This window comes from Thermogemmatispora tikiterensis (genome assembly GCF_003268475.1).
Taxonomy (GTDB): domain Bacteria; phylum Chloroflexota; class Ktedonobacteria; order Ktedonobacterales; family Ktedonobacteraceae; genus Thermogemmatispora; species Thermogemmatispora tikiterensis.
Window position 1 is genome coordinate 4,008,020 of record NZ_MCIF01000002.1, and the last position, 20,892, is coordinate 4,028,911.

Annotated in this window: 14 protein-coding genes; 8 read left to right on the forward strand and 6 right to left on the reverse strand. The window is 60.5% G+C overall.

The window, feature by feature from the left end; all coding sequences use genetic code 11:
• Positions 1-111 precede the first annotated feature (111 nt).
• The 6 genes from A4R35_RS16065 (at position 112) to A4R35_RS16090 (ending at position 12,134) form a co-directional block, all read left to right on the forward strand.
• On the forward strand, positions 112-351 hold the full coding sequence (locus A4R35_RS16065) for a hypothetical protein (protein ID WP_223258364.1): 240 nt from the start codon (positions 112-114) through the stop codon (positions 349-351).
• Between the two features lie 31 nt (positions 352-382).
• Positions 383-835, forward strand: a complete 453-nt coding sequence (locus A4R35_RS16070; protein ID WP_112431100.1) for a hypothetical protein — start codon at positions 383-385, stop codon at positions 833-835.
• A gap of 500 nt (positions 836-1,335) precedes the next feature.
• Entirely contained in the window at positions 1,336-4,131 is a 2,796-nt protein-coding gene (locus tag A4R35_RS16075; RefSeq protein ID WP_112431102.1) for a protein kinase domain-containing protein, read from the forward strand.
• 523 nt (positions 4,132-4,654) lie between these two features.
• The gene (locus tag A4R35_RS16080; RefSeq protein ID WP_112431104.1) at positions 4,655-7,408 is read left to right on the forward strand and encodes a protein kinase domain-containing protein; all 2,754 of its coding nucleotides are present in this window, start codon (positions 4,655-4,657) and stop codon (positions 7,406-7,408) included.
• A 203-nt stretch (positions 7,409-7,611) separates the two neighbouring features.
• Entirely contained in the window at positions 7,612-10,344 is a 2,733-nt protein-coding gene (locus A4R35_RS16085; RefSeq protein ID WP_189361915.1) for a bifunctional serine/threonine-protein kinase/ABC transporter substrate-binding protein, read from the forward strand.
• A gap of 380 nt (positions 10,345-10,724) precedes the next feature.
• The gene (locus A4R35_RS16090; protein WP_112431108.1) at positions 10,725-12,134 is read left to right on the forward strand and encodes a DUF4097 family beta strand repeat-containing protein; all 1,410 of its coding nucleotides are present in this window, start codon (positions 10,725-10,727) and stop codon (positions 12,132-12,134) included.
• A 196-nt stretch (positions 12,135-12,330) separates the two neighbouring features.
• On the opposite strand, the gene A4R35_RS16095 is transcribed toward A4R35_RS16090, so the two are convergent.
• The 6 genes from A4R35_RS16095 to A4R35_RS16120 form a co-directional block, all read right to left on the reverse strand.
• Positions 12,331-12,594 carry a DUF167 domain-containing protein gene (locus tag A4R35_RS16095; protein ID WP_112431110.1) on the reverse strand — a complete coding sequence of 88 codons (264 nt, stop codon included), beginning with the start codon at positions 12,592-12,594 and terminating at the stop codon, positions 12,331-12,333.
• Between the two features lie 55 nt (positions 12,595-12,649).
• Entirely contained in the window at positions 12,650-12,928 is a 279-nt protein-coding gene (locus tag A4R35_RS16100; RefSeq protein ID WP_112431112.1) for a YggT family protein, read from the reverse strand.
• Positions 12,929-12,932: 4 nt separating this feature from the next.
• Positions 12,933-13,430 carry a DUF6391 domain-containing protein gene (locus A4R35_RS16105; RefSeq protein WP_112431114.1) on the reverse strand — a complete coding sequence of 166 codons (498 nt, stop codon included), beginning with the start codon at positions 13,428-13,430 and terminating at the stop codon, positions 12,933-12,935.
• Between the two features lie 14 nt (positions 13,431-13,444).
• Positions 13,445-14,176, reverse strand: coding sequence for a YggS family pyridoxal phosphate-dependent enzyme (locus A4R35_RS16110; RefSeq protein WP_112431116.1), 732 nt, complete (start codon positions 14,174-14,176; stop codon positions 13,445-13,447).
• A 145-nt stretch (positions 14,177-14,321) separates the two neighbouring features.
• Positions 14,322-15,281 carry a peptidoglycan editing factor PgeF gene (pgeF, locus tag A4R35_RS16115; protein ID WP_189361918.1) on the reverse strand — a complete coding sequence of 320 codons (960 nt, stop codon included), beginning with the start codon at positions 15,279-15,281 and terminating at the stop codon, positions 14,322-14,324.
• 194 nt (positions 15,282-15,475) lie between these two features.
• Positions 15,476-16,723, reverse strand: a complete 1,248-nt coding sequence (locus tag A4R35_RS16120) for an LCP family protein (RefSeq protein ID WP_112431120.1) — start codon at positions 16,721-16,723, stop codon at positions 15,476-15,478.
• A 374-nt stretch (positions 16,724-17,097) separates the two neighbouring features.
• Here A4R35_RS16120 and A4R35_RS16125 point away from each other — a divergent pair, with 374 nt between their 5' ends.
• Entirely contained in the window at positions 17,098-18,279 is a 1,182-nt protein-coding gene (locus tag A4R35_RS16125) for a M24 family metallopeptidase (RefSeq protein ID WP_112431122.1), read from the forward strand.
• Positions 18,280-18,667: 388 nt separating this feature from the next.
• Positions 18,668-20,167, forward strand: coding sequence for a hypothetical protein (locus tag A4R35_RS16130; RefSeq protein ID WP_146747238.1), 1,500 nt, complete (start codon positions 18,668-18,670; stop codon positions 20,165-20,167).
• The last annotated feature ends 725 nt before the right edge of the window (positions 20,168-20,892 follow it).

The window sequence follows — 20,892 nt, forward strand, 5'->3', positions numbered from 1 at the left end:
AGGAGGTGCAAGGGAGAGAAAAAGCAGGGGAAGGAATGCCAGTGCAGGTTAGCTCGGTTTGTCTAGTGTGCTTGCTTGTCTGTGAAACAGAGAAGGAGTTTAGCTTTGGGAATGCTACGGGTAATGTCCCGTCGCGGCGATGATCGGATCTCCTGGGATCTGCGGAAGGTTGAAGCCAGCGATCCCGAAGCTCTGGCCGCTGTGCGCGAGGCCGAACGTATCTTTCGCGAGGAGCGTATGCGTGGTGCCACGGCCTTTAAGGTCGAGCCAGGCAAGCCAGCGCAGCGCATCGATGAGTTTGATCGAACAGCCGAGCAGATCGTGATGGTGCCGCGCGTCGTAGGAGGCTGACCGGCGCAACCGGCGAGGAGCGTAAGCAGCTATGTTAGAAACTCTGACGCTCTTCCTGGGTATCTGGCTGCTCTTTTTGCTGCTGGCCATCTATTATCTCTCCCGATCGCTCGAAGGGAACAGCGTCGGGCCACGTCTCTCGCGCAATGAACGCCTCTCTGCCGAGAGCCGTGCTAAGGCGCTGCTGCGCGAGATGTTGACGGAGAGCCAGTATCAGCAGCTGATCAAGTACGGATACCTGGAGGTGGCTAGCCCCTCGATCAGTCATCGTATCTACCGCATTCCTGGCTCCGGTGGCCTGGTCAAGGTCTATGAACGTGGCTGCCCCATCATGGAGCTGTGCCTGCAGCCCGCCGAGCCTTTGCCCGACGGCGATGTGGTGGTCATGCACAAGCTGATGATCGAGGGAAACGAAGAGGAATATCTCAAAAAAGCCAACCACTTCGCTCCCGGGATCATCTCCTTGCGCTGTCAGCACCTCTGAGGCATCTTTGTTACAATACCTGCCCATGATATAGCTCTCTGCTGCGTGCAGGTGGGTCAACCTGGCCGAGCGCTGGCGAAAGCAGACAAAAGCAGACAGTCTCCCTGGCTGAAAAAGCAGGCTGCATGACCGCTTGCTCGCTGTCCTCCCCGGCGCTTCGCCCTGGCCCCCTGCTCGTGGCCTGAGCAGGTCCCACTTTCCGCTATCTTCCCTTTCCCCTCTCCCCCAGTGCCTTCCGCTAGCCCACATAACTGGGCCTCATGGACAAAGCTCCTGCTTTTCTCCCTGCTTGTTAATCTCTCCCCGGTATAGACGTACTTCTTCCTAGAGGGGGTATATGTCCGTTCTGAACACGTGCGACAGGCAGTGTGTTCAGTGTGCCTAATTGGATGTAGAAAGGGAGGCTCTTTATAAGAAGAGAGTAACGGTCAGCGTTGGCTCTTTTGTCAATTCGTGCCCAACCATCATGTCGTCGGGCAAGGAAGGCAGGTACACGAACAATGCAATGTCCTCACTGCGGGGCAATGACTCGCCCTGGGGCCGGCTTCTGTGCCCACTGTTTTAGTCCTCTGCCAAGAGAAGCCGCCACCGATCTGGCCAGCGCCGTTGCGGGTCCCCTGGCGCCAGGCAGTTTCCTTTACGGCGGGCGCTATTACGTCTCTCGCGTGCTCGGTTGGGGTGGGGCAGGCGCTGCAGTGCTGGCTACCGATCAGCAGCACAGCGGTAGACGAGTGGTCATCAAAGAGCTGCTCTCTGAAGCCACTGACCCCTGGCATCGCGAGCAAGATCTCAAGCAGCTCAGGCTTGAATCCTCACTTCTAGCGCGACTCGATCATCCGTTCCTCCCAAAAGTACTTGATCATTTTGTGGAGGGAGAGCGCTATTTTCTCGTCCACGAATACGTGGAAGGAGAACACGCGGAGAAGCGGCTTGCCCAGTCTTCCTGGCCGCTCTCTGAGCGCGATGTGCTCATTTATGCCTCTGAGCTTCTCGATTTGCTGGATTATCTTGAGAATAACGTGCCTTCTATTTTTCATGGGGACATCAAGCCAACCAACCTTGTCATTGGCCAGCAGGATGGCGACATCCATCTGGTCAACCTGATACCCCCCACGGCGCAGCGGGCCCGTAACCGGCTGCGTCAGCGCCCGACCATCCTGGGAACGCCAGGTTATGCGGCGCCCGAACAATATCAAGGCCAGGCTGACCATCGCTCCGATCTCTATGCCCTGGCCGCTACCCTCCATCAGCTCTTGACTGGCCGGGACCCTCGCCAGCAACCTCCTTTTAGCTATCCTCCTGTCCGGACCCTTAATCCCGGTGTTTCCCCCGAGACTGAGCGTGTGCTGATGCAGGCTCTGCAACGTGATCCCAGCCAGCGCTACCAGCATGCCGCGCTGATGAAGCGTGAGATCGACGCTGTTTTGCTGCGCCACTTCGGCGTGCCATTTAGCCCTCCCGCTCCCGGCCTGGTGGCTGGGCAGAGTACCCCTCTCCCGTTGATGGGGAGCGCTGTGACTGTGACCCCTTCAGGATGGCTTAGCCAGCCCCAGACCCCTCCTCCGGCCTCCCCTGTGCAGGCAGAAAGCCAGCAACAGTCGTTGCTACCGCCGCCTGCGCAGAGCGTATCGTCTGGAGCGCCTGGGTCGCAGCCTCTTAAATCCCAGCCGCTGCTTTCCAGGCCGCTCAGCCTTGGCAGCAGAAGAGTCCCTCTATTACATCTCCTTGTTGCCATCGGGCTACTGGTGATCATCCTGGGAGCAACCGTCTTGCTGGCGCTGCCCCATGCGGTGAGCCAGAACGGATCAACTGCCGCCACACGTCCCGGGGCTTCTCCCTCTCCGCCGGTGGCGCCTTCGCCGCCGCCTTTGAAGAACGGCCTTGGTGGCTATACAGTGGTCGATCCTGCGACGGGGCAGAAAGACTACATTGGTATCAGCGACGGCAGAGCCGCCTTTGATACGAACCGTCCCGATGGCAAGCTGAAGCAGCAGGCTGCTCAGCACCTGCAGAGCGGCGATGTCGGTGGGGCCGCTGCCCTCTGGCAGTCGGCTCTGAGCGTCGATGAGAATGACGCTGAGGCTCTTATTTATCTAGAGGATCAGCGGGTGCTCTCCTCGGGCAGCCCCTATATCACCCTGATCGTTGCCACCATGCTCAGCGGACCTGATCCCGCAGCTGTGGGAGCCGGGCGAGGCGATTTGCAGGGGGCCTATCTGGCTCAGAAGGAGTACAACAGCAGTGGAAAGCTCGGGGGTGGCTTGCAGGTGCGCCTGCTGATTGCCAACTCAGGCGGAAACAGCCTCTTTGCCACTACGGTAGCGCAGCAGATTGTCCAGGCGGCGCAGGCCGATAAAACGATTGTCGGCGTCATGGGCTGGCCCTACAGCTCGCGTGCCCTCAATGCCCTGCCCATTCTGGCGCAGGCCCATCTGCCGATGGTCTCAGAGACGGCTTCAAGCGATCTGCTGACGGGCCGCTCGCCGTATTTTTTCCGCGTCTGCCCCTCTGATCAGCAGCAAGGACTGATCGGAGCCGATTACAGCTATCAGCGTCTGCAGGCGAGACGGGTGGCCCTCTTCTTCGATCCTGCCGATGCCTACAGCCAGAGCCTGGCTACTGCCTTCAGCACTCGCTACAGCAGCGATGGTGGCAGCATTGTCGTCCGCGAGCAGTATACGGTCGGCAAGCCAGCGACCCTGCCGGCCCTGTTACAGGATGCCCTGACTCATCAGCCCGACCTGATCTACTTTGCCGGCTTCTCAGCTGACATTGCCCCCTTGCTCAGCAAGCTGCCGACCTCTGGTCCCTTTGCCCACCTGCAGGTTATGGGAGGCGACGGCCTCTATTTGCTTCAGGGTTACCCGAGCAATGCCCGCGCCGGTTTCCTGCGACTCCACTTCACGGCTTTCGCCTATCCTGACGAATGGGGCTATCTAGGGCAACCCCAGCCGGCCTTCTTTGCAGCCTATGCCCAGGCTTTCAACGCCAGTGGGCAGCACAGCGGCTATGGCTATACCCGGCCCTTCACAGACAGCATCCTGGCCTATGATGCAACGCTGGCGCTCCTGGAAGCCAGCAGACTGCTGATCAGCGGCGGCAAGACCACGTTCACTGGCCAGGACCTGCAGCGGGCGCTGGCGCAGCTCAATGGTCCGCGCAGCATTCAGGGTATCAGCGGCTCCATTGCCTTCGGTAGCGATGGTAATCCCCAAAACAAAGCGGTGGTAGTGCTGATGGTTGATAATGTCGGCCATATTAAGCTGGAGTCCATTCAGGGCCACTTCCTGAAGTGAAGAAGAGAGGCCCCGCCTCTGAAGGCCGCGGTGGTGGCGGCGCTGGTCTGGATGGTGAGATACGATCCTCAGAGAGCGGCTCTGCGACATGAGACGCACGTCAATCGTTTCTGTATGTAGAGCCGCTCAACCCGGCCCCCGGCTTGCTGGCGCTGGCAGGTGACCTCATCTGCATTGCATCCTTTAACTTTCGCCCTCAGTATGCGTATTCTATCTATTAGAGAGAACATCTCTGGTTGTAGCGCTGGGCATCAGCTGACTGGTAAGCAGAGACGGCTAGTTGCTTGCCTGCTTGCTTAATCTGGACAAACCTTCTCTCGTGTGCGCCCGCGCTCCTGACCGATTTTTGCTCTCCCTCAGTTCTGCCGGGGAAAGAGAGATGGCAACCTGATGGACCGCTGACCAGGGTTGCTGAAGCAAGTTGCTGGAAGACCAGGTGGTCAGTCTAGCGGCGCGGGCAGCAGCAGCGATTGATTCGGATGAACAGGCTTTGCCATTGGGCAGAGGAGACAGGCGCGAAGCTATGGAATGTCCTCATTGCGGCGCAATCAATCGCCCCGAGGCGCGCTTTTGCAGCTCTTGTGGCCGTCCCGTGCTCGCTGGAAACAGCTCTCCCGCCAGCAGCCAGACTGCTTCTGGCCCTTTGAGGCCGGGTACGCGCCTTCAGGGCGGGCGCTATGAGATCATCCGCCTCCTTGGACGAGAGGGGAACGGAGTTGCTCTTCTCGCTGTCGACCACCGTCTCGGCGGCAAACAGGTTGTCATCAAAGAGCTGCTCTCTGAAGCGAGCGATCCACAGCAACGCCAGGAGGAGATCAGGCAATTCAAGCGCGAGGTAGCGCTGCTAGCCCACCTGGATCATCCGCTGATTCCCGCGGTGACCGATCACTTCCAGGAGGGCGAGCGCTACTTTATGGTCGAGGAATATATCGAGGGCCAGAGCCTGGAAGAGCTGCTACGGCGCCGCCAGGGTCCTCTGAGCGAGCGGGAAGCCCTCATCTATGCCATCGACATCATCGATGTTTTGATATATCTGGAATTACAGACGCCGCCGGTAGTCCATCGTGACATCAAGCCGGCCAATATCGTGATCAGTGCCAGCGATGGGCATGCCTATCTGGTGGACTTTAGCGTTGCCCGCGCCGGGGTGGTGCGCAACGCTCTGCGCAGACAGACAAGCGCGCTTGGTACCCCTGGTTATGCCGCGCCGGAGCAGTACCAGGGGGAGGCCGACCCGCGCTCCGATCTCTACGCGCTTGCCGCCACCCTGCATCATGTTCTGACCGGGCGCGACCCGCGTAACTATCCGCCCTTCAGCTACCCATTGGCGCGTAGCCTGAATCCGCAGCTCTCGCCCGAAGTTGAGCGTATTTTGCACTATGCCCTGCAACCGGAGCCAGATCAGCGCTACCAGAGCGCCCTCGCCATGAAGCGCGATATTGAGGCCCTGCTCTTCCAGCGCTTCGGCTACACGGCGGGAGCCAGCGCTGTCAAGCCAGAGGAGCCAACGCAGGCCACTGGGGTCATCGCAGCTCAGATGAAGGCGGCGACGGGCACACTGCCCCACGGCTGGTCTGTTCCAGCCTCCGCGGCTGTCTCTGTTCCCCTTAGCAGCGCGAGTGGCGGCAGTCCTTTCACTACCCCGTACCCGCTGGCTTCCGTGGGCAGGGGACGGCGCCCTTTCCCGCTGAGGGTGCTCTATCTGGCCCTGCTGCTGCTGGTCATCGCGCTAGTCATTACGGGCAGCCTCCTGGTCTTCCTGGTGCCGCGCCTGGTCAGCCGCAGTGGTCCGGCAAGCTCTCTGGCTCAGGGCAGGACGATCACCCCGCCGCCGACTCTCAAGAAGGGCCTTGGGGCCTACAGCGTAGTGAATCCCGATACAGGCCAGAAAGACTATATTGGCCTCAGCGATGGCAGCGTGGCCTTTGACGTCGCGCGTCCCGATGGAGATCTCAAGCAGCAGGCCGCCAGGCGTCTGCAGCAGGGTGACATCAGCGGGGCCGAAGCCCTCTGGCAGTCGGCTCTTGATATCGATAGTAACGATGCTGAAGCCCTCATCTATCTTGAAGACCAGCGCGTGCTGGCCTCTGGCAATCCCTACATCACCCTGGTCGTGGCAACCATTCTGACCGGAAGCGACAGTGGGGCCATAGGGACAGGGCGCGACAACCTCCAGGGGGCCTACATCGCCCAGAAGGAGTACAACAGTGGCTATAAGCTTGGCTCGGGGGTCCTGGTGCGCCTGCTGATCGCCAACTCCGGGGGGAGCAGTCTCTTTACCGCCGCCATTGCCCAGCAGATTGTTCAGGCGGCCAGGGAAGATAAAACCATTGTCGGCGTCATGGGCTGGCCCTACAGCTCGCGCGTCTTACCTGCGCTGCCCATCCTGAGCCAGGCGCAGCTACCGATGGTCTCGCCCAGCGCCTCCAGCGATCAGCTCAGCGGTAAATCGGCGTACTTTTTCCGCGTTTGCCCCTCGGATCAGCGGCAGGGGGCCGTTGGGGCTGACTATGCCTATCAGCACCTGCGAGCCAGGCGCGTCGCGCTCTTCCTCGACCCGCTAGATCCATATAGCCAGAGTCTGGCGGCAGCTTTCAGCCAGCGTTACACCGCCGATGGAGGAACCATCGTTGTTCAGGAGCGCTACCGCGTCGGAAAGCCGTCGACCCTGCCGGCACTACTACAAGATGCTCTGCTCCGCGGACCCGATTTGCTCTACTTCTCCGGCTACGCCAGCGATGTGGCCACCCTGCTCACCAATTTGCCGACAGGTGGCCCTCTGGCCAGACTGCAGGTCATGGGGGGCGATGCGCTCTATCAACTGCAAGGCTACCCGAGCAGCGCGCGCGCCGGGTTCTTGCGTCTCCACTTCACGGCCTTCGCCTATCCCGATGAGTGGAGCTATCTCTCCCTACCCCAGCCGGCCTTCTTTACGGTCTACCCGCAGACCTTTAATGCCAACAGCCGCCACGTCGGCTATGGCTACACGCGCCCGGATAACGATGCCATCCTCTCCTACGATGCCACGCTGGTACTGCTGGAGGCCAGTCGGCAGGTGCTCAGCAGCGGCAAGGGCGAGGGAAAGGCCACTTTGAGCGGTGCAGAGCTGCGGCAGGCCCTGGCCGAACTCAAGGGAAACCAGGCAGTGCAGGGGATCAGCGGTGTCATCTCCTTCGGATCGGATGGGAACCCTGACAACAAGGCCGTCGTGGTGCTCATGGTCGATAACGTCGGCCATATTAAACTAGAATCGGTTCAAGGCCGCTTTCTCAAATAGCGGGCGGCTTGCCTGGCAAGAAGCTAGCAAGGCGAAGTTTGTGTATATAAGGTAGGCTGAGCATGAGATGCCCTTACTGTGGTGCTACCGTACGCCTGGGTGGGCGCTTCTGTAACCAATGTGGCAAGCGATTAAATGCTGATACAGCTGATCTCAGCGGTGCCCGGCAAACCCAGGCTCAGGGGCCGGGGCAGGGACAGAAAATGTCGACCTCGCTGCGACCCGGTGACCGGCTGCAGAACGATCGCTACGTGATCAAACAGATTCTTGGTGAAGGCGGAATGGGGGCAGTGCTCCTGGCCGAGGATACGCGGCTCAACAACAAGCTTGTCGTCATCAAGGAGCTGATTTCCGAGAGCAGCGACCCGGCCCAATTGCAGGAGGACGTGCGCAATTTCAAGCGCGAGGTAGCGACCCTGGCCAGTGTCGATCACTTTCTGGTGCCGGCGGTGACCGACCACTTTCAGGAAGGCTCGCACTACTTCATGGTCCAGGAGTATGTGGCCGGGGAAAACCTCGAAGAGCGTCTAGACCGTCTGGGGCGGCCTTTATCCGAAGACGACGTCCTGGTCTACGCCTCCGATATCCTCCTGGTTCTGGAATACCTGGCCAGTCGCAAGCCGCCGATTGTCCATCGCGACGTCAAGCCAGCCAATATCATCATCGGCAGCAACGATGGCCGGGCCCATCTCGTCGACTTCGGCATCGCGCGTCCTGATCTGGCTGCCGACGCGGCACGCAAGCAGACGAGCGCGCTCGGCACGCCCGGTTACGCCCCACCGGAGCAGTATCAGGGAAAGGCCGACCCACGCTCGGACCTCTATGCCCTGGCTGCCACCATGCATCATTTGCTGACCAACCGCGACCCGCGCGAACATCCGCCGTTTGTCTATCCACCGGTGCGCAGCCTTAACCCGCGGCTCTCGCTGGAAGTCGAGCACCTGCTGACCCGCGCCCTGCAGAACGATATTACCAAGCGCTACCAGAGCGCTAGCGAGATGAAGCGGGACGTTGACCAGATCCTGGAGGAGCGCTTTGGCCTGCTGGGTGCCAGCCTGACCACGGGGGCTCACCCCATTACCAGACCGCGCTCGCAGAGCGGCGGCTTCAGCTATCCCGGTTCCACCCCGGCTAGTCTGCCAAGAGGCACAAGCACAACGGTAAGCACACAGGGCGGGAGTCCCTTTACGCCGCTCCCGTCCACGATGCCCTCAGCGCTACCCGCCGCCCAGGGGCCTGTCACCGGCCCGGTGCAGGGCCAGCGGCAGCGCCAGATCGGGCAAGCGCCACAAACACCTCTGCCTCAGCCTCCGCCTGTCGTTCAGCCTGGCTTGCCAGGCAAGCGCAGCTACAACGGCCAGATGCTGGCCAGCTTTCTGGTACTGTTGCTCGTGCTGATCCTCATTGCAGCCATCGCCCTGGGCGCCTTCAGCGGCTTTCGCCAGCGCCTGCAAGGGTCGGGTAGCTCACAGGAGCAGGGCAGTGCGACCGCGCTCAGCACAGCTCTGCCGGCGAACATCAACGGTATTGGGGCCTTCACCATCAAGAATGCGCAAGGGCAGCCTGAGCTGCTGGGTCTCAGCGATGGCAGCATCATCTTCGATACGACGCGCCCCAGCGGGGATGCCAGTCTCAAGCAGCAGGCGGCCCAGAGCTTCAAAGCCGATAATTACGCTGCGGCTCAGTCCTATCTTGCTCAGGCCATTGCTGAGGATTCCAACGATGCCGAGGCCCTCATCTATCAGGAAGACCTGCGCGTCATGGCCTCTGGCTCACCTTACCTGACGCTTGTCGTCGGCGCCATGCTCACCGGCCCCGACACCGATGTCGGACGCGAGGCCCTGCAGGGCGCCTATGTTGCGCAGCGCGAATTCAATGATAGCGGTGGCCTCAATGGCCTCAAGCTGCGCCTGCTCATTGCCAACTCCGGCAGCGAAGACAATTACGCCGGTACAGTGGCCCAGCAAATTGTTCAGGCAGCCCACAAGGATAGCACCATTGTGGGGGTTATGGGCTGGCCCTTCAGCTCGCAGACCATCAATGCAGTAGGCGTACTGGCCCAGGCTCAGATTCCGCTGGTCTCGGGAACAGCCTCCAGCGACCAGCTCAGCGGTCTCTCGCCCTACTTTTTCCGCGTGGTGCCCTCCAACGAGGGTCAGGCCAGCGCTGGGGCCAGCTATGCCCTGCAGGTCCTCCATGCCCATCGAGTGGCCGCCTTCTATGATCAGGGCGATAGCTATAGCAGCAGCCTCTTCCGGGACTTCCGTAACGCCTTTACCCAGGAAGGGGGGCAGATCGTGGTTGAGGAGCATTATCAGCGCAGCAACACGAGCCAGCTGCCAGCGCTGCTCTCGGATGCCCTGGGCAAGAATCCCGACCTCATCTACTTTGCAGGCTACGCCAGCGATATTACGCCGCTCCTCAAGTATCTGCCTACCACTGGTGCCTTTGCTCACCTGCCCGTCCTTGGCGGTGATGCCCTCTACCAGCCACAGGGCTACGGCAACGTCAGGCAAGTGTTTTCCCGCCTGCATTTTACATCCTTTGCCTATCCCGATGAGTGGAGCTATCTGGGACGTCCGCAGCCGGCCTTTTTCAGCGACTATGCTCGCCTCTACAGTGGCAATGGTCAGCACAGTGGCTACGGCTACACTCGTGCTGACTTCAATACCATCTTGGCCTACGACGCCACTGAGACCTTGCTTGAGGGCTGTCGGCGCGCGCTGGCCACGGGTGGCAGTACGCAAAGCCTGACAGGCAGCAAGCTGCGTCAGGCTCTCACAACGATCAGCGGCAGCGGAGCGATCCAGGGCATTAGCGGCCAGATCTCTTTTGCGAGCAACGGCGACCCCGTCGATAAGGCGATCGTCGTCCTGTACGTCGACGCCCAGGGACACATCAAGATTAACTCCGTTGAAGGCAAATTCTTCAAGTAACGGCGGCCGGCGCCTCATCTCGACCAGGCGTCATGCGCGGCCATCCTGTTCGCTCCCTTCCGTGGTCTGGTCTGGGCAGCGGCGGGCAGGGTGGTCGCGCTTGTTTGTTTGCTACTGGCCACGGCCCGCTCACCCTCGGTCTGATAAATTCCTCCAGAGAGATGGTATTATTTCCCATGATAGTATTGAATTTATCGCAATGCTGTGATAAAATCCATGAGTAGTGGCTCTAATAGCCATAGCTATGGTGAATTATGCCACGCCGCTGCCCGCGGGCGGTGGTCGCGGTTGCTTGAGGCTTGAGGCCTTCGGTCGGTGAAGTAAGCGGATAGAGGAAAGAAAACAAGCAAGCAGAGACGAAGAAAGAGAGGAGAACAGCGATGGTACAGCGGCAATTATTCCCTGTTGGGCGGCATCCCCGGGTGAGCATTGAGAATCTCACCGGGAGTCTGGAGGTGCGGGGCTGGGAAGAGAGCAGCATTGCGGTGGAGGCTGCTGGCGAGCTACCGGAGATCAGTCAAGAGCAGGATCTGCTCACCATTCGCGGCGGTGTGGGTGACCTGACGCTGCGCATCCCACTGGGCAGTCGTTTCTTTGGGGGATCAAAAGCCGTTACCGATCTCTACGTGCGGAGGCTGAGCGGGCACGTCAGCATCGAGAAGGCGCGTGATGTAGTGCTGAGTGAGATCAGTGGCGGGGCCAGGGTGAGCAATTGCGCAGGGAATCTTGTGCTGGAGGCCATTCAAGAGCCAGTGGAGGTGCTGGCCTGTGGCAATAGCCTGCAGGCACGGCGCCTGGGAGTCCTGCGGGTGCGGCAAGGCATTGGGGGGGACGCCCGGCTGAGTGAGCTGGACGAAGTCGATATCGACCACATTGGTGGCGATCTAGAGGTGCGCCAGGCGCGGCGTCGCTGTGAGGTGGGCAACGTGGGAGGAGACTGCCGGCTTGAGGAGAACGCTGAGGCCGAGCTGTTGGTGGGCAACGTAGGCGGTGACCTGCGCGTTGCGCAGGCCCAGAGCTTGCATGCTGGTAATGTGGGAGGGGATGTCTTCATCCAAGCGGTGGCTGCCGCCGGGGTGGAGCTGGGCAATGTAGGCGGCGATGTCAGTGGTGTCGTGCTCGCGGGCCCGCTGCGACTGGGACATGTGGGCGGCGATGTTGATCTGCGCGAAATCGGCGGGGCCGTGGAGGCGAGCGCCATCGGTGGCGATCTCTCGCTGGCAGGCACATTCCCGGGGGGTAGCCATACCCACTTGCGTGTTGGGGGCGATGCGCGTATTGTGCTGCCTGAGCAGGCCAGTGTGAAGATCGAGGCCGTGGTTTGTGGCTCTGTCAGCGGTGTGGGTGAGCCTATTCCTGATGGGAGCGCCTTCAGCCTGACCTATGGTGAGGGGGCAGCTATCCTGGAGCTGCAGGTCGGTGGCGATCTCAACCTGCGGGTGGGGGGCGCGCCGGCAACCTGGAGCCTGAGAAGACCGTTCAAGCCCTGGCTCTGGTCTCCTGGCTGGGCACAGGTGGGTCAGCAGTTGGGACGTGAATTCGCCTATCTCGGGGAAGAGTTTGGGCGTCTAGGGCGCGAAATAGGACGCGAGGTGACCGACGTGGTGCGGGAGATCAAGAGGCAGCAGCGCTATGCCTGGTACACGGGGAAAGCCGACTTTGACTGGCCGCGTGAGCGTGAGCGCAGCGGCGAGATGGTCGAGGCCCGGGCGGCGGTACTGCGCATGGTGGCCGAGGGGCGGCTCTCTCCTGAAGAGGCTGACGTGCTCTTGCGCGGCCTGGAGAACTGAGGACCCAGGGAGAAGAACCTCCTCAGCATTTAGAAGGGGAACGCTGCTGGCCGTGTTAGGCTCCCTGCCGCCGTCAAGTAGCGTCCCCCTCCTTCTGACTCATCCTGACCTGAAGCCGGGTCTATCCTCTTCCGCTCCCGGTCCCGTCCTGAGATGCCTGGAGGGGTCGCAGCGTCGTAGCGAGCGAACACGCTGCTCAGGGGGTGTGGCCTAAGCGGCGCTGGACCTCCTCTAGCGTCAGGCCCTCCAGGGCCAGCACCTTCTCACGCGCTGCGGCCCCATGCACAATGCTCACCTGATATCGCTTGATCCCCAGATGGCGTGCCACCAGAGCGATCAGGGCTGCGTTGGCTTCGCCCTCACGTGCTGGTGCCCGCACCCAGGCTCGTAGTGACGAACCATCCCATTCCAGCGCTTCCCGTCGGCTGCCTGGCGTCACACGCACCTGTATCCTCAGCATCTTCCTTCACCTGGCTTCTCACCTGTCTGCCTTCTCCCATCTATTCAACGGCGAGCTACCATGTTGGAGGCAGCGCCTGGAGCAGCAGCACCATCAGGGTGTAGAGCAGGAACATTGTAATCATGAACGAGACATCGATGAACATGATCGGCGGCACCAGCTGGCGCACCGGCTTGATGAATGGATCGGTATAGCTCGCAAGGAAGCGGAAAAAGCTGTAGCGCTCGTCCAGGCCGAACCACGAAGCAATGGCCCGTAAGAACAGCGTAAACAGGATCAGACCAATGCCATACTGAACAATCCAGTGGAGGATCGGGATGGGCAGACCGAACATAGCGTCACTCCTGAGCAGTACGGACCTCAATCACCTGAAAGCCAAAGATCTTCCGGCGTCTGATCTCGGTCAGGCGCACGCCGCGCAGGTCTGGCAGGGTCGTCACATACTTCTGGACCAGCTCCCCCAGGGGGCGCGCTGCCAGCAGCCCGGCCACAGAGGAAAGGACCGTCGATGTGACCCGTGTACGGGTCCGCGAGGAAGCGAAGCCGAGCATCGTCCCGATGGTTACCAGCGAGATTCCCACGGCTAGATTGGTGCCACAATTGGGATGGATGGCCAGCTCGGCCTCGCCAGCCTGTAAACGCTGGAGAGCCTCCTCTGCAGCGCGGCGCAAGAGTGCCAAATCAACGTCGCTGCCGAACATCAAAAAGCCATCGGTGGTCGCGCGGGCAGAGACGCGTAGATCGGGCACCATCCGGCTCAGAATGGTAACCGTAGCGTGCTCCAGCGCGTGGTTCTGCCGCATGCGGCGGCTGAAAAGAAAATCACCTGGTTTCATCGTCATATCCTTCACTATCGCGGGCGCTCGCCGAAAATTGCCCGCCCGATGCGTACGATGGTAGCGCCTTCCTCGATGGCGACCCAGTAATCATCGGTCATTCCCATAGAAAGGTGCTGCCAGGGGCAATGCGGCAGCAGCGTGCGCAGGCGTTCGCGCAATTGACGCAAGGTACGGAAGACGGGGCGTACCTCTTCGGCGTCGCTCACCAGGGGAGCTACAGTCATCAGGCCCTGGATCTCTAGCTGAGGGAGAGCAGCCACCTGGCGGGCGAACTCGGGTAACTCCTCCGGACTGACTCCACCCTTGCTGCTCTCGCCGGCCACATTCACCTCTAGCAAGACGGGGATGCGTCGTCCCAGGGCACCGGCATGGCGGTTGAGGGCCTGAGCGCTATGCCAGCTCTCGATACTTTCCACCCAGTCGAAGGCCTCGACCACCTTTTTCGCCTTGTTGCTTTGCAGGCGACCAATCATATGCCAGCGCAGCGTAGAGGGGTGGAAAGCGGCAATTTTCGGCAGCGCCTCCTGCACCCGGTTCTCGCCGAAATCAGTCACGCCAAGATTATACGCCATCTTGACAAATTCGACAGGAAATGTCTTGGAGACCGCCACAAGTGTGATCTCCTCCGGGCGGCGGCCTACCCGTGCGGCAGCCTCCGCTATCCGGCTGCGCACTCGCGCCAGATTGGTTGCCAACCGTTCTTGTAATTGCTCTTCCGTGCCATAGGCATATGACTCTGCCATTGCATACCCTCCTGCCCTCAGTTCCAGTCCATGTCGCCCTGGTCGCTGCCATGGTCACAAACCCCGCCCGCGCTAAGCCGGACCGGACCGGGTGCTCTCTGCCTGCCTGTCCTTACCTGGACTTCGTGCCTCATGGTTAGCGCGCTCAGGTCCCTTCTGAACGCAGCGCCAGCAGCACCGGAAAGCGACCGGTGCGTCCTCGCTCTGCGCGATATGAAAAGAAGTCCTCCTGGTGGCAGGCCGTACAGAGACCAGCGAGCGCAATATGCTCAGCCTTCACGCCGGCCAGCAAGAGCTGCCGGCGGTTCGTCTCCCACAGATCCAGATGGAGCTGTGGTTCAGCGGAAGCAGCTGAAGAATCCTGTGAGGCAGGTACCAGAGAGAATACGGCAGACTCGGCTACCAGGTTACGCAGCTCCGGGCGGACAGGCAGCTCCGTGAACTCACGCCGTCCATAGAATAGATCGTGCACTGGCTCATCCACCGCGTAGCAGCAGGAACCGATGCCTGGTCCGATGCCGACCAGTAGATTCTCAGGGGCGCAACCGAAATGCTGGCGCAGCGCCTCGACCGTTGTGAGGGCGATTCCCCGTGCTGTACCGCGCCAGCCGGCATGTGCCAGGGCAATGACCTGCCGCTGAGGATCGTAGAAGAGTAGTGGCAGGCAGTCAGCAAAGGACATCGCCAGCACCACATTGCGCTCCGCCGTCATAATGGCATCAGCCTTGCGACGGGGGCGAGGGGTCCAGACCACCTGGTGACCGGCTACCTCCACAACCCGATAGGGCCAGTCCGGGAGCCAGTCCTCCCAGCGGTTGCGTTCAAAAAGGGCTACCTCGGCGCTGTGGATCTGCCATACTGTCGCGCAGGGCCAGCTTTCCAGACCAAGGGCCTGCAGCGCCAACAGGCGATTGGCCGCAGCCGCCTCTGGCTGATCTTCCTTAAAAGAGACATTGAGACTGGCGCAGGGAGGCTGACTGTAGCCTCCATGACGGGTAAAGATAGCATGAACGAGAGTTGGAAACTGGAGTAGCTGCTCGAACTGCAAATAGCGGACGGGACCAGCTGGGGCGCCGTGTGTGGATGCGGCTTGCTGCTCTATCACGAAGGCTCCTCGTGCTGAGAGTGAGTTTCTCTGGAGCCTATTGTAGCACATTGCCGGCAACAGCGAGCGAGCGCCGTATCTGGACCCCGCACCTTCTCCCCGGCAGGAGCGGGATCACGAAGCCCACGGCGCTCGCCCAAGGCCTGGCCGTTGCCATTGGTTACGGTTACCTGGAATCACTCATTGACAGCGGCTTACGAGCCAGTGACATTACAGCTCTGGACATTGCCGAGGCCGAAAATGCGATTGATGAGCGGTTGAATGTTTGTACAATCGGGCAGGATCACCGATTGGTCAGAGCCAACAGTGGGATCGTAGACAGTGCTCAGCGTGCCGTAGTTCTGGTTGCCGGGACCGGGGCCGAGCGTGACCTGGTGAATAGCGCTGGATGAGAGCGTACGACCGTAGTTAGCGAAGCCGAGCATCTCCTGCTCGCTGATATCCGTGTAGACCTTGCCTTGCAGATCAGCGATGAGTGACGGAAGATGCTCAATCACATTTGCCACATCCAGCTTCTTCTTCAGCGCCTCCAGCACCTGCTGCTGACGCTGGGTCCGCCCGATATCGCCGACCAGGTCGGCGTGGCGTGAGCGGACATACGCTAGCGCCTGCTCGCCGGTCAGGTGCTGAGGCCCTGCTGGCAGGTAGATGCGCCGATAGCCGTAGGGATTTGAGGCGTTGGCTCCTACATCATCGGGATAGGTATCGTCAACAATAGGATGAGTCAGATCGATGTCAACGCCGCCCAGCGTATCGATCACCTTGGCGAAGCCGTCCAGACCTACCCAGGCATAGCGATCGATGGTAATCCCATAATCCTTCTCGATGGTTAGACGCGCCAGGCGCACCCCATCATCGAAGCTATTGTGTTGGGTAGCCCCTAGAAAAAAGGCCTGGTCGATCTTATGCATGCCTCCCACCCCGGGAATATAGACCCAGGAGTCGCGTGGGATCGAAACCAGAAAGACCTGATTCTGTTGCGGATCAATATGTACGACCATCATCACCTGGGTAAGAACGGCGGGAAACGTATATTTGCCATCGTTATCACTGCCCAGCAAGAGGATATTCCAGGAGTGACCGGTGATATCGGCCCCACTGGTTGGTTGCACATTGGTTGGCTCCTCGCTGCTGCGACTCACCGGATGCACAAAGTGCGAGACCGGTTCCTGGATCGTCGTCTGAAAATAGTAGTAGCCATAGGCAACGCCTCCTCCCAGCAAAAGAACCACCAGCAGCAGCGCCACTAGCAGCACGCGCCCTAGCGAGCGTCGTTTCCTGGGGGCCTTCAGCCTGAGCGTCGGTGCCTGTTCAAAGGCGGAAGCCGGCGTCCCCGATCCGGCCTCTAGTTGTTGTGTGACCTGCTCTTCCAACGGCGGTTGGACCTGGGCAGATGGCTGATCAGTCTCAAATTTCGAATCTGGCTGCTCCTGGCTTGTCATAGCGGAACCCTGCCGATACACTAGAGAACTCTAAGCAACGTGACCCCCTGCGAAGGTCCCCCGCTCCTGACCCCTGTAACATTCATATATAACGATGTATCTATCTCAGAAAACTCGCTGGAGTTGGGGGGGGCCGCGCCCGCACCTTAGCGAGCCACAAGCTAACCCTGGCCGGACCGCTGTTCCGCGGGCAGGCGAGTGCCGTGCAGGGTCACGTGCTGAGGCAGCTGCGAGCGCGGCAGGTGATAGAATAAACCCTGAGATCTCGCTTCCTCTGAGCGAGCGAGCGAGCGCCCGCCCGGGCTGGCAGTGTCCCCTGGGAGAGTGCATAATCGCTTTGAAGGAAAGAAGCGATAAAGAAGGAGCAAGCCACCATGAATCTGGAGCGTATTCAGCAGGCCCTACAAGAGGAGAGACTACAGGGCTGGCTCTTCTACGATTTCCGTCGTTCCAATCCCATTGCGCATCGAATACTGGAACTGCCGCGTGAGCAGATGTTTACCCGACGCTGGTTTTACTGGGTACCGGCCCAGGGGAAGCCGATCGCCCTGGTGAGCGCCGTTGAGCCGCATGTCCTGCGCAGCCTGCCGGGAGAGCAGCGTATTTTCCGTTCCTGGCAAGAACTACATGCTCAGCTGCGCGACCTTGTCCAGCCAGGTTGGCGGATCGCAATGGAGTACTCTCCCCACAATGCCATTCCTTACCTTTCCCTCGTTGATGCTGGGACAATCGAGCTGGTCCGCAGCTATGGAGTCGAAATTGTCAGCTCAGCCGATCTGGCCCAGCACTTTGTCGCGCGTCTCACATCCCAGCAAATCGCCAGCCACCGTGAAGCGGGGCGGCGTCTCATAGCGGCCAAAGACAGGCTTCTGGAAGAACTCAGCAGCGATCTACAGGCAGGAAGAACCCTCAATGAATATAGTGTTCAACAGCGCTTCCTGGTGCTCATGCGCGCCCAGGGACTGCTTGTTGAAGAGCCGCCGCTGATTGCTGTCAACGGCAACGCCGGCAATCCGCACTACGCGCCCACCGCTGAGCACCACAGTCCTATTCAGCAAGGCGACCTTCTGCTCATCGACTTCTGGGCCCGTCTGCCCGAACCGGAGGCCATCTATGCCGACTACACCTGGATGGCTTTCGTCGGTCGGCAGGACGAGATCCCTTCACGGCAGCGAGAGGTCTTCGCCCTGGTCTGTCAGGCGCGCGACGCGGGACTCGACTTCATCCGTCAGCGACTGGCGACAGCTCAGCCCCTGCAAGCCTATGAGGTTGACGACGTTGTGCGCACAGTCATCGCGCGGGCCGGCTATGGCGAGGCCTTTGTTCATCGCAGTGGTCACAGCATTACCACCGCAGAGCACGGCGAAGGAGCGCATCTTGATAATCTCGAAACCCATGATGAACGTCGCCTTTTACCAGGAACCTGCTGCTCGTTGGAACCGGGGATCTATCTGCCCGACTTCGGTGTGCGCAGCGAGATCAATCTGCTCATCCACGAACGAGAAGTAGAAGTCACCGGCGTTCCGATGCAGTACGAGATTGTTCCTCTGCTCTAGCAGGCCCTGGCCTGGCCGCGCGAAAGAAAAGCGCATCGCCAGCCCGGTACAGCGGCAGATGAGGATCTGGGCAGGCCAGGCGACGCCAGGGCGACGACAGCCGGTGCATGCAGGCAGCCCACTCCTCCTTTCTTCGGTTCATCGTGAGCAAGCCAGCCAGGGCATTGAAGAAGGTAGCGCGCAAAACAAAGCCCCTGACGATTCAGCTACAACGTAGCAGCGGGCTAAAGCGTATAACTGGTAATCAGAGATAGCGCGATGAGAGCGAGGGCGCAGCCCAGCCAGCTTGCAAGCGAATGAACAGCCAGGCTGACCAGCCTGCGGGCAGCGCCAGGCCGCCGCAAGAGGCTGGTCGGTGAGCTGTGCCCAGAGCCTGGAGGCAAAAGACATGAGCAACGAATGGGAACAGGGTACCAACACACCGGGCAATCCGCTCGGCCCAAACGATATAGATAAGCGCCTCGAAGAGCTGGGGCGGGCTTTGACCCAGGGAGTGAGCGAAGTTCAGCAGCAGCTCAAAAAAGTAGTGGATCGCGCCAGCACCTACTGGCAGCAGTCGCAGACAGTGCCGCAGCCTGCGCCGTCCAGCGACATTGAGGAGCAAAGGATTCGTCAGCTTGTCAACAGCTGGTCTGCAGGTAACTGGCGCGTGGCGCGGGACCTGGGCACCTACATGGACATAGTCGCCATGAGCCGCGACGAAGTCTGGGAAATCACGGTGCAAACGCGCTGGGAACACCGGGCCCTGGAGATTCTGAGCGAGCCGTATAGCGGTCAGACGCCGGGCAGACCGCAGCCGCTGCTACCTGTCTGGGACTACGAGCTACCAGAAGTCAGCGATCTGCGCCCCCCTACGACGCGCACGCGGCTGGCGGGCCTGGATGAGCTGCTAGCCTGTACGACCTGTAACGGCACCGGGCATGCGCTCTGTACCGAATGCAGCGGGCGAGGCTGGATTACCTGTCCTGACTGTCGGGGGCGGGCCCGCAAGCGCTGTGCGACCTGTCGCGGGCGCGGCTACGTGGCCGATTGGGCTGAGCAGAAAAAGCGACCGTTTCTGCAGAGGCGCGTCGAAAAACTGGCCAACGCCCTCGGTGAACGCGTCTCCACTGTTTTCGAAGGCATCCGCCAGCAAGGGCTGCCAGTTCCCAATCCCCTGGACACCGACCCGGCTAACAAGGGGCGCACTATTCCCTGCCCTGACTGCATTAACGGCGAAGTTGACTGCGACTGCGTGACGGGCAAGCGTGTTTGCCCGGCCTGTCAGGGCGCCAGGTCTACGCTCTGTCCCGCCTGTAACGGAACTGGTAAGATTGTGCGCCATCGTGAGATCGTGCGCAGCTTTGAATTGCGCACGCGGCATCGCTTCGTCGGTACCGATGCTTTGCCCCAGCAACAGCTGCTTAAGGCCGAAGGAGAGCTGGTCTACAGCGCCGAGGTTGACGAAAACCTCCATCCGGCAGCGCCACCTGACGCGGTCCCGCTCGACATCTGGCAGGCTGCTGTTGAAGAAGTACATACTGCGGCAGCGGCCTCCGGACGTGCCAGCGCTGAGGCGGTCCAGTCGAGCCTGCGGCCAACGTTGCAGGTCCTGGAGCTGGTACGTATTCCCTATATCAAGGTGGACTACCGCTACATTGACCGTGACTATACCCTCTACATCTACGACGGCGAGGGACATGAGAAATTCTACGCCGCCTCTTTCCCACCACGCTGGGACCGCATTGAGCGCCTGGTGCGCGCTATTACCAGCGATCTGGCGACGCCAACCCAACTGTCGCAACCCTTTGGCCCGAGCGAGAACTCACAGACCCCTCGTGGCTATCGTGTGCCAGTCGAGAAGCCACCCTATACCATCAGCGAGAGCGATGAAGAAGAGGCGCTCTGAGCACTCGACGCCGGCACCGGATACTAGTTTCTCTCCCCATCCGGCGCCGGCGCCCTCCCCAGCCTGACCAGCCTGACTACCTTGCTCGCCTGCCTTCCCACGGCCATAGAACCCGGCTCGCCCATACTGGCCTTCATTGCGACCGGCTGAGGCTCCACCAATCTGGCCAATCTTTTCCCCAATTTGAAAAATTCCCCGCTATCCCTCTTGACAAGGCCCCAGCCCTATGGCATAATTAAGTCCGCGCCGGACGGAAAGACGGTCGACAAATCTCTCGCAGAAATTCTCCACAGAGATTTCAGAACCGCGGTACGGTGTCCTCAGCGTAGCATCCTTGAGAGCGAGGTCGGTCATGAAGAGTCGCTCTGTCGGGATGCAGATCGGCTGATCCTGAGTGCAACGTGGAACGCGGCTGGTCTTTGTCTGTCTTTCTGACGGGGCGCATGATCGACAGTGCACCTTGACAATTGAAGAGTGGAAAACAGCAGAGGCGGATGTGCTGTGTTCGCCTAGGTCGCGCTGTTTGCTAGCCTTCTTGCCCAGCATGCACAGGTAAAGCTGTGCCGGCAGGATTGGCTCGCAGATAGTCATCCAGGTGAGCAGCGCTGATGACTTCGCTGATCCAGAGCTGAAAGTTTGGCGGGTGGTTTGCTCAGCGGAGGCTGGGGAACCAGCCGCTGAAGATAGAACCTCGGTCCTCGCGAGGGGGTCGAGGGAAAGCAGAA